Origin of the sequence: Nocardia africana NBRC 100379, assembly GCF_001612635.1 — a bacterium.
Lineage (GTDB): Bacteria > Actinomycetota > Actinomycetes > Mycobacteriales > Mycobacteriaceae > Nocardia > Nocardia africana.
The window spans coordinates 1-15014 of record NZ_BDAV01000006.1; the positions used below are offsets into that span (position 1 = coordinate 1).

17 protein-coding genes are annotated in these 15014 nt (G+C 64.6%); 11 read left to right on the top strand and 6 right to left on the bottom strand.

What is annotated here, in order from left to right; all coding sequences use genetic code 11:
• From NA3_RS38120 to NA3_RS08105, 3 genes are all read left to right on the top strand, one after another.
• Positions 1 to 263 (top strand): hypothetical protein (locus NA3_RS38120; protein WP_218021785.1); only part of this gene is annotated, 263 nt, incomplete at its 5' end.
• Between the two features lie 203 nt (positions 264 to 466).
• Entirely contained in the window at positions 467 to 925 is a 459-nt protein-coding gene (locus NA3_RS35815) for a DUF488 domain-containing protein (RefSeq protein ID WP_084491386.1), read from the top strand.
• A 437-nt stretch (positions 926 to 1362) separates the two neighbouring features.
• On the top strand, positions 1363 to 2763 hold the full coding sequence (locus NA3_RS08105; protein ID WP_084491454.1) for an SNIPE associated domain-containing protein: 1401 nt from the start codon (positions 1363 to 1365) through the stop codon (positions 2761 to 2763).
• A 9-nt stretch (positions 2764 to 2772) separates the two neighbouring features.
• Here NA3_RS08105 and NA3_RS08110 read toward each other — a convergent pair whose 3' ends face one another.
• From NA3_RS08110 to NA3_RS08120, 3 genes are all read right to left on the bottom strand, one after another.
• The gene (locus NA3_RS08110; RefSeq protein WP_062962971.1) at positions 2773 to 4092 is read right to left on the bottom strand and encodes a bifunctional trypsin-like peptidase domain-containing/SEL1-like repeat protein; all 1320 of its coding nucleotides are present in this window, start codon (positions 4090 to 4092) and stop codon (positions 2773 to 2775) included.
• 15 nt (positions 4093 to 4107) lie between these two features.
• Positions 4108 to 4470 (bottom strand): trypco2 family protein, encoded by a 363-nt coding sequence (locus NA3_RS08115; protein ID WP_062962972.1) that lies wholly within the window; start codon positions 4468 to 4470, stop codon positions 4108 to 4110.
• A 728-nt stretch (positions 4471 to 5198) separates the two neighbouring features.
• On the bottom strand, positions 5199 to 6197 hold the full coding sequence (locus NA3_RS08120; protein ID WP_308189537.1) for a DUF3048 domain-containing protein: 999 nt from the start codon (positions 6195 to 6197) through the stop codon (positions 5199 to 5201).
• 81 nt (positions 6198 to 6278) lie between these two features.
• Between NA3_RS08120 and dapA the strand changes: the two genes are divergently transcribed.
• Positions 6279 to 7169: a 4-hydroxy-tetrahydrodipicolinate synthase gene (dapA, locus tag NA3_RS08125; protein WP_062963522.1), complete on the top strand. Its 891-nt coding sequence runs from the start codon at positions 6279 to 6281 to the stop codon at positions 7167 to 7169.
• Between the two features lie 191 nt (positions 7170 to 7360).
• Here the strand turns inward: dapA and NA3_RS08130 are convergent, their stop codons facing one another.
• Genes NA3_RS08130 through NA3_RS08140 form a run of 3 tightly spaced genes read right to left on the bottom strand, consistent with a single transcriptional unit; the run spans position 7361 to position 11436 of the window.
• Entirely contained in the window at positions 7361 to 8791 is a 1431-nt protein-coding gene (locus tag NA3_RS08130) for a serine/threonine-protein kinase (RefSeq protein WP_227995311.1), read from the bottom strand.
• A 39-nt stretch (positions 8792 to 8830) separates the two neighbouring features.
• Entirely contained in the window at positions 8831 to 9466 is a 636-nt protein-coding gene (locus NA3_RS08135; RefSeq protein ID WP_062962974.1) for a restriction endonuclease subunit S domain-containing protein, read from the bottom strand.
• A complete protein-coding gene (locus tag NA3_RS08140) occupies positions 9463 to 11436 on the bottom strand; it encodes an N-6 DNA methylase (RefSeq protein ID WP_062962975.1) in 1974 nt (657 codons plus the stop codon). Before NA3_RS08140 ends, NA3_RS08135 begins: the two co-directional genes overlap by 4 nt.
• Positions 11437 to 11654: 218 nt before the next feature.
• On the opposite strand from NA3_RS08140, the gene NA3_RS37580 reads away from it, so the two are divergent.
• From NA3_RS37580 to NA3_RS08165, 7 genes are all read left to right on the top strand, one after another.
• Complete coding sequence (locus NA3_RS37580) at positions 11655 to 12032, top strand: hypothetical protein (protein ID WP_167354970.1); 378 nt, start codon at positions 11655 to 11657, stop codon at positions 12030 to 12032.
• A 53-nt stretch (positions 12033 to 12085) separates the two neighbouring features.
• A complete protein-coding gene (locus NA3_RS37585) occupies positions 12086 to 12454 on the top strand; it encodes a DUF732 domain-containing protein (protein WP_062962976.1) in 369 nt (122 codons plus the stop codon).
• A gap of 30 nt (positions 12455 to 12484) precedes the next feature.
• Entirely contained in the window at positions 12485 to 12802 is a 318-nt protein-coding gene (locus NA3_RS08150) for an Rv1352/Rv1906c domain-containing protein (protein WP_062962977.1), read from the top strand.
• Between the two features lie 10 nt (positions 12803 to 12812).
• On the top strand, positions 12813 to 13436 hold the full coding sequence (locus tag NA3_RS08155; protein WP_062962978.1) for a DUF4352 domain-containing protein: 624 nt from the start codon (positions 12813 to 12815) through the stop codon (positions 13434 to 13436).
• 102 nt (positions 13437 to 13538) lie between these two features.
• Positions 13539 to 13709: a hypothetical protein gene (locus NA3_RS36725; RefSeq protein WP_157126537.1), complete on the top strand. Its 171-nt coding sequence runs from the start codon at positions 13539 to 13541 to the stop codon at positions 13707 to 13709.
• A 116-nt stretch (positions 13710 to 13825) separates the two neighbouring features.
• On the top strand, positions 13826 to 14281 hold the full coding sequence (locus NA3_RS36730; RefSeq protein WP_128145162.1) for a hypothetical protein: 456 nt from the start codon (positions 13826 to 13828) through the stop codon (positions 14279 to 14281).
• Positions 14282 to 14609: 328 nt separating this feature from the next.
• The gene (locus NA3_RS08165; RefSeq protein ID WP_218021787.1) at positions 14610 to 14894 is read left to right on the top strand and encodes a DUF2510 domain-containing protein; all 285 of its coding nucleotides are present in this window, start codon (positions 14610 to 14612) and stop codon (positions 14892 to 14894) included.
• Positions 14895 to 15014 lie beyond the last annotated feature (120 nt).

Sequence of the window (15014 nt, forward strand, 5' to 3'; positions counted from 1 at the left end):
ACCTTCTGGGCCTCGCAGCCATCCTCGCTATCCTCGCAGCCACCCAAACAACGACCTCAGACCACCTTCCCGTACCGCTTGTACTGGCTGTCTTCCCGGGTTGGGGCCTGTTCGGGTTGATCGCCGCATACTTGCTCTACCGACGCTCGACGACATTCGTGCTGTTCCGGCCTATCGTCGATCTCGAGTCGGCACGGATCAGGGCACATCCGCGGTTCGCGAAGGCGTTCGAATCGCGAGGGTCGCTGTCCGGCGAGGCATAGACCGTTCTGCTCCGCTCTCGGTCCCGGCACGCAGTTCACCCAGCACCGCGGAGATCGGGCCAGCACTGTTTCGGCATGGTGAACATTCGGCAGCTCTAGGACTCTGCGCAGATGAGGTGCCTGGGCCAGAGTCCCGCTAAACCTGTCTGCGCAGTAGTCGAGTCGACAGCTCCGCACCCGGAGCGACGTGCAAGTATGACCACGTGCCTGTAGCGAGCCCCGCTAGTACACGAAATCGTCTGTTCACCGTTGGTTACGAAGGCCGGCGAGCGGACGAACTTGTCGCGATTCTGACGGAGGCCGGCGTGGCGACCGTCGTGGACGTGCGACTTACTCCCATCTCGCGCAAACCGGGACTATCGAAGACTAAATTGTCGGCGGCCCTGGGCCAGGCCGGCATCCGTTACGTGCATCTCAGGGAGCTCGGCAACCCCCGGGACAATCGCGACGGTTTCCGCGTCGGTGACGCCGATGCGCGCGACCGATATGCGCATGTACTCGAGAGCCCGGAAGGAGCCGATGCGCTGCACTCGGTCAGGACGCTCATGGCGCAGGGCCCGGTCGCACTGCTCTGTTTCGAGCACGACCACACCACCTGCCACCGTCACATGGTCGCCGATGCTGTACGCGATGCCGCTACTGCGGAAGTAATTCAGCTGTGACACAACCACTTACAGCATGGCCAGCTGGTCGGGCTCGGCACGGGAACTCACCTTCGGGTACCACGCACCGAGCACTTCGAACGACCTACGGTGCAGCACCGGGTTCCCCATGAAGAAGGTTAACGAAGTCTTTGATCGAAACAATTGACACCGGCCGGCACTGAATGGAGTACACCGTGCGTGAACAGGGCCGCATGCGTCTGCGACAGGTACGGGGCGACGTAGATTGCGAGCAAGCGGAGCACGCACTCCCGGCCATGCCTCGGGACAACGCTTGACAGGAGTAAGGCAAGGGCTCCAGCAAGGTGAAGAGTGAGACCTCGATGGCCTGAATCAGGTTGTTGTCGAACCTGATTCGCACTTCCGGAGCTACAATAGTCCGGCACGGTGCTCAACTGTCGACCTGAGCCCGAACCGCCATCACAGGCAGGGGGAGCATGAATTCGACGCCGCCGGCGGACTGGTACTCAGACCCGGAAGACAACCGCTTCATAAGGTATTGGAACGGTGCCGAGTGGACCGCCGATCGCCGACCCGTCGCGGCCACTGACGGTGGACCGATCGAACATAGCGCCGGGCAGGGGTCGAAGGTTCCACTGTTCGGTGCCCGCGCGCACGCGAAACGTCAGTCCCAGGAGCTCGCCGACCTGCAAGCCGAAAACCGGAAGCTGCGTGAACAACTGGAGCGAACAGGGAGCCTGGAGATCGCGGAGATACAGCAGCTTCGTGATCAGCTCGCATCGCAGATCGCTAGCGAGCAGGCACTTCTGGATGAACTACGCCAAGAGATCATCCACACCCGAGACGAGCAGATGCTGCAGGAAATCGGCATCTACGAATACCACCATCCACTCTCGAACTCGGTAAACCACCGCGCGGAGCTGGAAGATCTGCACCGACAAATCAAGGCGATGGCGCGGCAAGACGGCCGTGCGATCGAGGCGTCCACATCCTGGGTCGTGCGCGGGTCCGTTACCGAAGGCCGCCAAATGGTCCGGGAATACTCGAAACTCATGTTGCGTGCGTACAACGCCGAAGCAGACAATCTCGTACGAAGTCTCAAGCCCTACAAGCTACCCACGGCGCTGAAACGGCTCGACAAGGTTGCGTTCACGATCGAGCGACTGGGTCGAACGATGGACCTACGAGTTGCGCCCGAGTACCACCGGCTCCGCTATCGCGAACTGGAAGTGACTGCGGCACATCTAGAAGAAGTCGCCTATCAGAGGCAACTCGAGCGCGATGAGCGGGACCGTCAGCGCGAGGAGCGCAAGGCACAGCAGGAAATGGCGCGCGAACGGGCGAGAATCGACCGTGAGGAAAAGCAGTACCGTCATACTCTCGCCGAGTTCGAGCGCGTAGGCAAGGGGAGCACATCCGATGCGGACAGGGTACGCGATAAGCTGAAAGAGCTCGAAAGCCATCGGCAGCGGGTCGACTATCAGGCGACGAACACGTCGGCGGGCCATGTCTATGTCATTTCCAACATCGGCGCATTCGGCGACGGCATGGTCCATATCGGCTTCACCCGCCGATTCGATCCCGAGGAACGCATACGCGATCTGAGCAATACCGCGGTACCTTTTCCGTTCGACGTCCACGTTATGCTCTACGACGACGACGCGGCCGGAATCGAAGCGGAACTGCATCGACGACTGGCGGATAGGCGGGTCAACCGGATCAACGAGCGCCGCGAATTCTTCTACGCCACCCCTGCCGAGGTGCGCGAGCTTCTGCAGGAAGTAACAAAGGGCAAGCTACTCGAATTCACCGAGTTGGCCGAAGCCGTGGACTTTCGCCAAAGCCGTGCGGCAGCTCAGGGCACTTCCCAGGAGTGACGGTCCGTTTCACCCCGACGGTGTTCGCGATACCGGACCACGTAGCTTCTCACGTGGCTTTTGTGCCTGCTTGTGCCCGGCGCGTCGCCACCAGACTTCTGCCTCGTCCGGAATACCCCTGTAGCGCAGGCGAATCGCGAGGTTGTGCATGGCGTCGCAATGGTTGGCTTCGGCCGCACGGCGATACCAGGTGAGAGCTTCGTCGAAGCGCTGAGTCTTATCGAGCAGGATGGCGAGGTTGTACATCGAATCGGTATTGCCGGCCTTCGCGGCTGCGCGCCACCAGTTCTCGGCGTCGCGGACCTGCCGTGTCGCCAGCAATAGCCCCGCCAGATTTCCCATAGCCTCCACATTTCCTCGCGCGGCGGCTTCTCGATACCAGTCGTGCGCTTCGCTGAGTTTTCGCCGGGCGTGCAGGAGGTTGGCGAGGTTGTTCATGGCGCCGGTATGCCCCTGCCGAGCGGCGCGACGCCATAAGTCCTCGGCTTGAGCGAGCTGGTTTTGTTCGGCGAAGAGTAGGCCTCCATGAAACAGCGATTCGGATTCTGCATCCGGGCCAGCATGTAGATCGACCACCGCTGCGGAGCCGGTTTCCGCGGCCGAAACTCGCGTGGGCCGCGGTGCCCAATTCTTCGGAACGATAGGCCAATTCGCAGTGGTCGTACTGCCGAGCACTGCTAGGAATCTGTCACGCCCCTCCGTGCTCAGCCCGTCGACGGCCGTCATCGGCGTGAACGCCAGTGACGAATCCCCTTCCGGCAGGACATGATTGCTGAGAACGCCGATGAGGTATCCGTCGTGTACGATCGCGCCGCCGGATGCGCCGCGCCACTGGCTCGAGAACTTCTTGGCCCGGTCGCCGGTGAGTTCCGCCAACCGGGAAGCAGATGCGGGTGGCGGGGTCTGACATTTGAAGGTGAGCTGGGAGGTATCGGCGGCCGTATCCAGTCCCGGTAGTACCGCGGCCTCACCGGTCGGTACGTAGCCGTCGAGCTGAGCTCGTCCATTCCCTTTCCACTCCGGGAAAGCCAATACGCAGCACTCGTCGAGTCTCGCCGCGTGGGATGTGCGTATCCGCGCGCAGGATGCCCGTTCAATGAGGAGATACTCGTCGACCTTCAGTATCGCCAGATCGATATCCCGGCGGCCGGTCCGAAGGTAGACCCGCGCCTGCACATTCCGACCATCGATCAAGACACGATAATCCGTACCCTCCGCGCAGTGATCTGCCGTGAGTATGTACTCCCCGTCGATACGAAAGCCCGAGGCCGAGTGCGATTGACGGTCCTTGAGGTAGCAGATCAGAACGGCTCGATCGACAGCCAGCACTCCTCCGACGCCCCGCTATCGTGGATCGGTCGAATGCAGCGGCGAACTCGTGCGCACTGCGTCGATGTACACCTCGGTCGCCGGCTGCTCATTGTCGGTGAACACGACCGGCTCGAGTGTCATCTTCACGGTCTGGGTCGCAACCGACTGCCGTGATACCTCCGTACCAGCATCGACCAGCCACCACTTGATCCCGCCGTGTGCTTTGCCGGCCGTCGTCACCGCTACCTGTAGCGTCAGCTCCACCGCTGTCGGTTTGAACCGCACCGTCTCCGATTGCGCCCCCTCCCAAGTGCGGGCCAGCTCCGCACGCAGCGCATCGACGGCCGCCGACAACGACACACGCCCGACCAGCGCATCTCCAGATTCCTCAGACACTGCTTCCCCTCACGCCGAATGGTTCGGATCCCACGCTCGCTACGAAATCATAGGGGATACAACAAGAATGAGCCTGAACGACGAGCGCGGCATCGAGTTCGGCAGGAGGGTGTACGACCGGACTCCGGCAAAGGCCTGAGCGTGTCGCCGCCGTGCCGTACCGTCGGTTCAGCTGTCAAGCTGTGTGCGATAGCCTAATTCGTCAAGCACGTCAACCCGACCACTTCGGTCCCCACCGACGGCGGCCACGGATTCGACGACCATGGCGGTGGGAAAGCGTTCTTCGACGAACTCGTCCTCGAGGTCGCCAATAACTTCGGCAAACTACCGAATGCCGACGCCGCCAAACTCGACAAAGCACACTCCACCTGGCACACCTTCGCCACCCACCAGACCCTCACCAACGCCGCAGCCGACATCGCCACCATCTCCGCCATGTTCGACGACATGGACGATGCCACTAACCGTCAACTCATTCAATCGCTTCGCTAGCGTGGCAGCACCTAGGGCCTTTGGAGGGCAGATACCGAGCCGGCTACAACAAGTAAGAAATAGGAAATGCCCTTGCCGCCGTCGAAATAATGGCCCACTGATTCGAACTATCCAATGGTTTCGACAACCCCGTTTGATACGGCCGAACAGCTCGGCGAAATGATCTCTGGCCTGCAGTCGGTACGTCGCTGACATCTGGCGAATTCGCCCCCAACGGTCACACCGTGAGGACAGGCTCACCAGAGCTGCTCTGGAACCAGAACAGTCCAGACCTGTCCCGGCGCGAAGGGGATGACTGCACCAGTCGGGGTTGTATACGTTGTGCCCGCCTCCGGGGAGGGCCGGGACCACACAGCCGGGAACTCTTGACCGTCGCGAAGCACGAGGGCCTGACCGCTACCGGCCGTCTGTGCCAGGGGTGAGACGCTGCCAGCCACGTCACTGATAGCCGAGTTGTGCACCTGCACGCTCTGCAGCACGACGGTACTCGCCGTGAGCCGTCCGGTATCGGCATCGGTGTAGGCGCCACCGTCCATGGACACCAGCCACCCATCGTCGCTGGGTGACCAGTCGAAACCGATCACCGCGCCCGGATACCGCGCTTCCTCATGTTGCGCGGGCCGGCCGCCGGCGGGCGCAGGGCCGAAGTGCAGTTGCGAATCCGGCGGCCAGCCGCCACCTAGGGGCAACTGATCGGGCCGGACGAACATGTTGTGCGGAATGTCGCGACTGTAGTCGCGGAAGTACGCCGCGGGTTGCCGATTGGCCGAGGCGTTCTGGAGCGAGGAGCCGTCGATGGCGGGAATCAGCTCGGGTGCGGAACCAGAGGATGCCAACGTCGGGTTACCGAACTGGGCCAACAGCGTCAGATCCGTTTCCCGCGCGCTTCGGACAGGTCCGACCACAGGGGGCTTGTTGGTCGAGAAAACCGCGGCCAACCGGCTCAAACCGCCTTCGACCGGCTCGACGTACACCATATCGGCGGCTCCGAGCCCCACCGGTGGCCGTGCCTGCGGACTGTTGTCCACCTTCACGACCAACACGGGGGCCCCTACCCGGGAGGGCGCTTCCGAGCCGCCTGCCTGGGGGGATGTGCCCGGGCCTTCTACCCGGGAGGACGTGTCCGAGCCGGGTGCAGCATGCTCGGGCCGGGTGCCGCTGACGCACCCGATTACAGCGCACATCCCCAATGCCGTCAGGAACGCCGCAATCCACATCCACCATCGCTGTCGCATGAGGCAAACCTCTAGCTACCAACGTACGCCGCGCTCGACCAGGGCAGTAGTGAGGTGATGAGCGAAGGTAATCTCATGATCATGGTGGAGACCCCCTTTGGCCGAGTCATCACGGCGATGGTGACCCCCATGCACGCCGACGGCTCGATCGACTACGACGGCCTGCAGAACCTCGCCGTCTACCTCGCCGACCACGGCCATGACGGATTGCTGGTCAACGGGACCACGGGTGAGTCCGCCACCACCACCGACGAGGAGGACTACGCCTGCGTCCGGGCGGTCGTCGAGGCCGTAGGCGACCGCGTCCAGGTGATGGCCGGCTGCGGCACCAACGACACCGAGCATTCCACTCGTGCGGCGCGCGAGATGGTCGCCTGCGGAGCGGACGCTCTCCTCGTCGTCACGCCGTATTACAACAAACCGCCGCAGGACTGCATCCTCGAACACTTCCGTCTGGTCGCCGAGGCCGGCGACGGTGTGCCCGTCATGCTCTACGACATCCCCGGCCGGACCGGGACGGCGCTGAGCACCGATACGATTCGCCGCGCGGCCGACATTCCCGCCGTGCGCGCCGTCAAGGATGCCAAGGGTGATTTCTTCGAGGCCAGTCGGCTCATGTCGCAGACCGACCTGCTCTGGTACTCCGGCGACGACGTCGTCAACCTGCCACACCTCGCTCAAGGCGCCACTGGCATCGTGTCGGTGGTCGGTCACGTCGCGGGCGATCACTACGCGGAGATGATCGCCGCCGTCGACCGCGGCGACCTGCCTCGGGCACGCGAAATCCACCGGCGTCTCATCCCCGCCGTCGATGCGATCATGCACGTCTCACAAGGCGCCATCCAGGCCAAAGCCGCGATGAAAATGCTCGGCGTCATCTCCTCCGATGCGCTGCGTATGCCATACCGACAGGGCCCGCCGGAGCATCAGGAACGTCTGCGTGCCGGACTCGAGGAATCCGGTCTGTTGTAAACGCGACAGGGATGGAACGGCAAATTCACCGTACGGCTCGCACCCGTCCGGACCCCAAGAATCCAGGCCGTCCGGCGCTCGTGTGGGACGCATTCACCGCGGCGGTCCACACCGGGCGAATCGCTGGAGACTGCTGCCCACGAAGCCTCCACACGAGGATTCATGCCCCCAAGACCTGCGGCTTCCACCAATCACCCGGCCGCGATATGCCGAATCTGCGCCGCCAGATCAACCACCCGCCGGTCCTGCTCCCCGTACCGCACCGCCATCTGGCTGTGCAGCCTGCGCAGCCGTTTCAGCGCCGCATCGATGTCACCGTTCTGCACATCGCAGGTGGCCAGCTGACGTTGGCAATGCATGACTTGTTCGTCGTAGGGGCCACGTTCGGCGGTGAGGTCATCGACGAGTGTACGGAAAAGTGCTGCGGCGCCGGCGAAGTCGTTGCTGTCGAAGCGGAGGGCAGCCAGGCTCAGCCGTGCCTCCACTACGTCCGCGTCCCGGGCGCCCAACTGTGAAACTCCCTGTTCTACAATGGTTTCGAGGTCGTTGATGGCGGGAGTGTAGCGGGATTCGGCGGCGAGATCGCGAGCGCGGCGGATCGCGCGCTGGATGTCGGACCGGCTGAAGTCCGTGCTGCGAGGCGGGGCGGCAGCCGTTTCGTCGACGGCGATGATCTTCGTCGGCGCCACGATCGTCTCTGCCGTGCGCGACGCGCCGGCCGCACTCACCGCGGCCGAATACATCCGCGCGGGACCATGGAAGTCGCCGACTTCCGCCAGATCGCCGAGACCGTTGGCGTGGCGCATCAGCACAGTGTGGACCGTGGCGGCGTCCTCGGGCCGACGATCAGGCGACTTGGCGAGCATGCTCATGATCAACCGCGACATGTCCGCCGGAACCTCGGGTCGCTCCCGCCGGATCTCTGCGGGGATCAAGTGAACCTGGTTCTGCCACACCACATATGGCGAACTTCCTGTCATCACACGGTCGCCGGTGAGCAGCTCGTACAACACCAGCCCGAGCGCATAGAGGTCGGTCTGCGCCACCACGGCGCGTCCCTCGACCTGCTCCGGCGCCATGAATGCCGGTGTGCCGAGCGTATTTCCGGTATTGGTGTAGCGCGTCATGTCGGTGTCGGTGGTGACGGCGAGGCCGAAGTCGAGGACCTTCACCGTCCCGTCCGCGCACAGCATGAGGTTGGACGGCTTGAGGTCGCGATGATAGATCCGGTTGCGATGTGTCGCGGCCAATACGGCAGCCGCCTGGGCACCCAGTGCCGCGACCACCCCCACCGGCAACGGCCCGCGCCGCGCGAGCAGTGCGTCCAGGGTGATGCCGTCGACGAATTCCATGACGAGATAAGGGCGTTCGGGCGGGCCGAGGGAAATGCCGGCGTCGTGAATCGCGGGCATACCGGGATGGCTGAGCTGCGCCATCAGCTCGGCCTCGCGCAGAAACCTCTTCGTCCAGTTGGGGTCCTGGTCGAGATTGGCATGGGTGAGTTTCACTGCGATGCGGCGTTTGAGATGGCTGTCGTAGCCTTCGAAGACCTGCCCCATCCCGCCGGCGCCGATCTCCCGGACCAGTTCGTACCGGCCGCCGTCGATCTGCGGTTTCTCCACCGCTACCTCCGTGAATACTCCAACAGCCGACACGTCAACCTACTCATCGACGGTAGCCGGTCGCAGGCCGCCCGATGCCAGGCCCCTCACACCCGTGCGCACCAGCTGCTCGATCGCGGTACGCCGACGTTGCCACGCCACCTCCAGCTCCCACAGTTGCCGGAACGCGGCGCCGATCCGGCGTTGCTCTGCCGGCGGCACCCGCGGTACCCGCAGCCGGTACAGGTCGACCGGTCCGTCCTCGATCGCGGCCTGCAGAACTGCGGCGAGAAAGTCCGGGTCGACAACCGATGCCTTCCCGCGCAGCAGATTGATACCGGCACCCAACAGCACCCCATCGTCGGGGCACACATGGACGGCCGGCTCCGAACCCATCACCACGGCCACATCCCCGGCACGGACGACGACCGCACCGGCCACCGCCCCGTTGCCGGTGCGCGATGCTGCGCGCCCGAGCCGAACATCCTTGGCCGTCAACATCGGCGTCTCGCCGTTTCCGACGCCGACGGTCGGTGGCGCCTCGTACACGCTCAGCGCCTCGGCGGCGACCAGGTCCTCCAGCGAAACAGTGTCGTGCGCAACGGTTTCGGGTTCGAGGGGCGGCGGCGCGGGAACCGGTAGCTCGAGCAATTCGGTCCGCAACTCGGGATATCCGTGCGCAGCCGGGCCGGTCACAGCTCCTCTCCTCCGATCGATTCCGGACCCGGCTCGAGCGCGCCCGCTGTGAGTCCCGTGGTAATGAGCTCAGCGGTGTGTTCGGCCGTCTCGGAAGCCCGCCGCGCCACGGTGCGCAGGAGGAACAGTTGCCGGAACAGTGCGCCGTACCGTTGCTGCTCGCCCAGCGTCAATACCGGTATCCGGAGGCGACTGGCGTCGAATCGCACGGTGGATGTTCTTGTGGCCGAAACATTCTCGGCGCCGGTCAGAAATCCCGCGAGGAACCACGGGTCGAGACGGTCGCGATCGACGCGCAACGCATGCACATGGGCCCCCAGCAGCGCACCGGCGTCTTCCGGTGTGGCGACCCGCGCGCTGCGTCCGCCACGATCGCTGCGCACGGCCGGCATGAGAACATCACCTTCGCGCACCTCGACGGGCGCCGCCGGCACCATGTCCATGGTTCCCGACGCGTGATTCCCGGTGGCTACATCGGGTGCGGTCAATACCCGGCGGCTCCCGGCGGGCGGTTCCTCGCCGGGCGGCGCCGCCCGGAACCATTGCAGCTGACCATGATTGGCCAAATCGGCGACGGTGACGAAGCGCCAGGATTTTCCCGACGATTCCGACCAGTCCGGCACCGTCGTCACCATGGAATTCAATTCCGATGCCGCCGCGGTCAGGCGGTCGAGCGACGCGGCGATCTGCTCGGATATCTTTGCGGAGTCCAAGGCTGACCTGACGTAGCGGGCCGGGGTGAGATCGATGTCGTCATCGAGCAGATCGACCAGGCGGACCACGGCCGAGACTCCGGATTCCTGTGCCGAATCAGGACTGTCACCGTCGAAAGCGCGCCACATCTCCACTACCGCGTCGCGGTCCAGACGGTCCCCCTCGGCATGCACCGCCGATCCGGTGCTGTCGATGAACAGCATCGAATCCGCAACCGCAGCATCCGTTTCCGGTCGACGCAGGACCCAGATCTGCAGACCGACATGTCGCGGTTGCGCGACCCCGGGCGCCAGCCCGATCACCGCGCGCAGAGCTCCGGTGCGCACCAGATTGGACCGGATCTTTCGTCCGGAGGTTCGAGTCGCGACCGAAGGCGGCAACAGCAGGACCGCGATGCCACCCGGCCGCAGATGCGCGATCGCATGCTGCACCCACGCCAGTTCCGGTTCGCCGCGCGGAGGTAGTCCGTAGTCCCATCGAGTGTCGAAGGCGAGCTCGCCGGATCCCCAATCACGTTGTCCGTAAGGCGGATTGCAGAGCACCGCGTCGACACGGAGGTCGGGAAAGGCGTCCGCCGTCAGGCTGTCCCCGGTCCGCACGTCCGGCTCGACCGTGGTCTGCGCCTCGAGCAGCAGCCGGGTCCGCTCGGTCTGCACCGGCACCACATCCTGGCCGTACAGCTCGCCGGCACCATCGTCTGCCGCGGCCAGCAGGAGCGATCCACTGCCGCAGGCCGGATCGAGCACACTGTGCACCTCGGGGGTGGTCGACGAACGCGCCAACGCGGCCATCGTTGTCGCGACCGTCTGCGGCGTGATGTAAACACCGGTCGAGGTCGCGTCGCCCATCGCGTGTTCGGAAAGGATGTCCAAGGCGGTGCGGACGCCCTCGGCTGTCGATGCGAGTCGCAACGCCGACGCCACCTGGGCGGCGAGCTCCTGATCGTGCGCGTCCGGCGCCGTCCACTCGTCACCGTCACGCCGCAGTGTCTGCATGACCTGTGTGACGGCGAGCGGGGTGGCATGAGATCGCACCAACGTGCGCAGTTCCGCCTCGGGCGACTGCGCCGACTCGATGTTGTGCTCCACCAGCCACTGTCGCACCGCGTGCAGATCGAACAGCGGCCGGGTCTCGCTCCCGGCGATGGGATCGGGGAAGTCGTCGTGGCGGCGGCGCCAGTTGCTGACCGTGGCACGGGTAACACCGGCGAGGCGCGAGATCTCCGCCGCACTCACCTTCGACACGGGCTTCGACATACCCCTCCTCTCATGGACCTGCTCACACCCTGCTGGACAGTTGAGCAAAAATCAATCTTCCTAATTCTGTTGACAATGTTTTCACCTCATTCTACTGTTTGCATCATCCTCAGAAACGAAGGGCGCGCCGGTGGACCACCGCACGACCCCGGCCCCTCCGCAGCAGTCCCGTCTCCGCGGGGCGAATCGACGCTGCTCGCAGACGACAGGACTTCCCCATGGCTGACGAACCCCACAAACCCATCGATGTATGGGAGCCCCCGAAGCTGGCCACATCACCGCCGGAGCGGCCCGCATCGGAGCCGATGCCGCCCTACCCTCCGAGTGCGGGATCGCTGAGCGAGTCGTATCCGCCGTTTCCTCCGGCCGCCCCGCAGTACCACCCGATGGATCACCTCACCGGATACCCGCAAACTACTGTCCCCCAGCCTGTTTCGCCGCCGATCATGCACGTGATCCAGCAGTACCCGCCAGGCGCGCAGATCGTCGTCAAACGGTCCTTCCCGCACGGGCTGCATCTCGTGCTCACCCTCATCACCTGCGGGCTGTGGTCGCCGATCTGGTTGGTCCACTACCTGCTCGCAGACAACAGCTGATCCTCATCCCCGAACCATCACGGCCACAGCCGTTTTCACCATCAGGAAGCATCATGAACACCGCTCCTATCGTCTCGTCCCTCCTCGCCGCCGGCGCCATTACCGCCGTTCTCACCGTCACCGCGCCGGCGACGTTCGCGGCCCCCGACACCGGGTCCTCGGGCTCGGCCGGCAGTAGCTGCGGCCCGCGCAGCGGCGCCGACAACCTCTTCCTGAGCAATTACGCCGAGGACGACGACACCTGCAGCGGCCAGGACTCGGCGATCCAGCTCGCGCAGGCGGAGTGCCACTGGCTGGACGCCTACGGCAACTCCGCGCACAACCAGATCGTGCTCGCGGAGAAATCCCGCGGTGCCGTGAAGTACCCGTACATCTTCCTCGACGCCGCCATCCAGGCCTACTGCCCGCAGTACGAGCTCTGATCCTCTTCGCAAGATCAAGGAGTTACGACCATGTTCCGCAACACTTTTCCCGCACTGCTCATCGCCTCGGCAGCCCTGACCGTCGCCGCCGCCACAGCATCCGCCGCGCCGGCCACCACCCTGCACGAGGGCATGCAGGTGGTCGGCACCGATGTCGAAGAGGGCACCTACTACACCTCCGGCCCGGGTGCCGACGACTACGGCTACTGCTTCATCACGTGGTTGCCGTACAAGGGCGCGAAATCCTCGGAGGCCACTGATATCGAGTCGTATTCGGGCGCCTCCTACGTACAACTACGAGCCGGCGACGTGATCAACGTAGAGGGCTGCACCTGGACCCACGAATAGGGCGGACGCGATGACCTACCAACCCGGACCGCATCCGCAGATGCCGCCGCAGTATGTAATCCAGCAGAAGAAGTCCAAGTCGCCGAAGGCGCTACTGATCGTGGTTGTCGGCATCGTGCTGCTGTGCGGTGTCGGCGGCTGCATCGCCGGCCTCAGTGGCAAGGACTCGGCCGGTTCGAAGCACAGCACCACCGCGGGTAACTCTGCTGCCGCGCCGGAGGCCGCGAAGCCGCCGCCACCCGGCATCAACACTCCGGTCCGCGACGGCAAATTCGAATTCACCGTCACCGACGTGCAGACCGGCGTCAAAGAGGTCGGCGACAACCCCTACCTACGCCGCACCGCCCAGGGTGCGTACACGATCGTCACGATGACGGTGCTCAACACCTCGAAGGTCCCCTACGGCTTCTCCCCCGGCAACCAGGACCTCTACGACACCCAGGACCGCAAGTTCAGCAACGACACCGCGGCCGCGATCAACCTGCAGGCCGACACGAGCATGTACGCAAACATCAACCCCGGCAACACGATTACCGCCAAAGTCGTCTTCGACCTGCCAGCGGATTCGCAACCGGACCGGATCGTTCTACACGATTCCATGTTCTCCGGCGGCGCAACGGTTTCGCTGCGCTGACCGGGTGATCGGCGCCGGGGTAGGCACCCACGCGCCCACCCCGGCGCCGAGCGCGGGCTTTCGATCCGCCCGGTCCCGGACACAATCCGAGAAGGAACCGCAATGCACACACTCGCCCGCATCGGCGCATTGGCCACCGTGCCCGCCATGGCCGTGCTGCTCGTCATCGCCATCGTCGCTGGCCGACCGGCCCACGAAATCGCCATCTACGCAGTCATGCTCGTCCTCATGACCGCCAGCAGCAGCTACGTAGTGAGGAGCACGCGTGACTGAATCCGAGCCGAGGAGTTCCGCCATCCGGCCCAGGTGGCCGGGACCATCGGACCACCTCGAGATCGGGGCATCCCGATTCGCATTCGCTTCCAGCTGGATGGATTTACGATCGGAAAATGGGCCGCACCACCAACAGATACGACCGGCACCTTGCCGAGCTGCGTATGCTTCGGGCGCGCGCCCGGAGCCACGTCTTCAACCCGGCACCGGCACTCGAAATCAGACGCGCGCAGCGTGCGCGGAGCATGCTCCGCGAGGTCAGCAAGCTACTCGATGCATCACGTCAGCCAGCACGAACCCACATCGGATATCGGAAACTACGGGCGCAAGCCCTCGAACTCCACCGGGAATTGCTGGCATACGCAAAACTCGGCGCACCCGAACACGTACCGCCCGCGCGGACAGCCGATGGCCGGCGCATTGTTGCGCTGATGGCCAGCGGTCCCGGCTCGCCTGGACGGATCGTCCCGCCGAAAGGCCGACAGAAACGGAAGCCGTCCTATCCCGAAGTGCAGGACGGGCTGAGTGTGCGCACGGTGTCTGGTGGCCTGCCGACCCTCGGACATCGATAGGCGCTCCGCCCCGTCCCCGACCGTGCGGGCCATACCGCCCAACCTCCTCGCCCCCTTGTCCGACCTGCCAAGCAGATCCCCGCTGTCGCACGCCTCACTGCAGTCGTCAGTGCCGGCAAGCTCGGCGAACCGGTCCGGCAGCACCGCCGTCAACCGATCCGGCGCCAAGCGCACGCGCACATTCCCTGCGCCGGCTAACGCTCTCAGTGGGTGCCGCGCGCGATTCGTGAGCACCTGCCCCTGCCATCCCGGAGCCCTTATGTCGCAACCAATTCCATCAAACCGGCGGACAGGACCGACGCAGTGGTGGGTCAAACTGCTCGTGATCGTGGCCGGGCTGGCCGCGCTCGGTTGGTTCGCCGGCGATATCGACATGTCGCCATCCCACGCGTTGATCCTTCTAGCGATTGCCGCAGCACCGATCGCATTGCTGGTGATCGTGATTCGCGCGCTAGTGCGCGTCGGTGACAGGCGGCCGCCGCCGGTGGTCCTGCCGCAGCAGCTGCCCGCGGGTCCGCCACCAGGTTGGTATCCCGATCAGGCTGGTGTGCTGCGCTGGTTCGACGGGCAGAAGTGGACCGAGTTCACGCAACCACCTCCCCCGGGGCTGTAGCGAGGATTCGGCACTCGGGCCACAACTTCCCGGCGAGCCGAATAGGACCAAGTCGTGTGTCACATCCCGCCCGCCACCGCCGATACTAGGTTGATCCGCCCACCCCGACCCCAGGAGCAC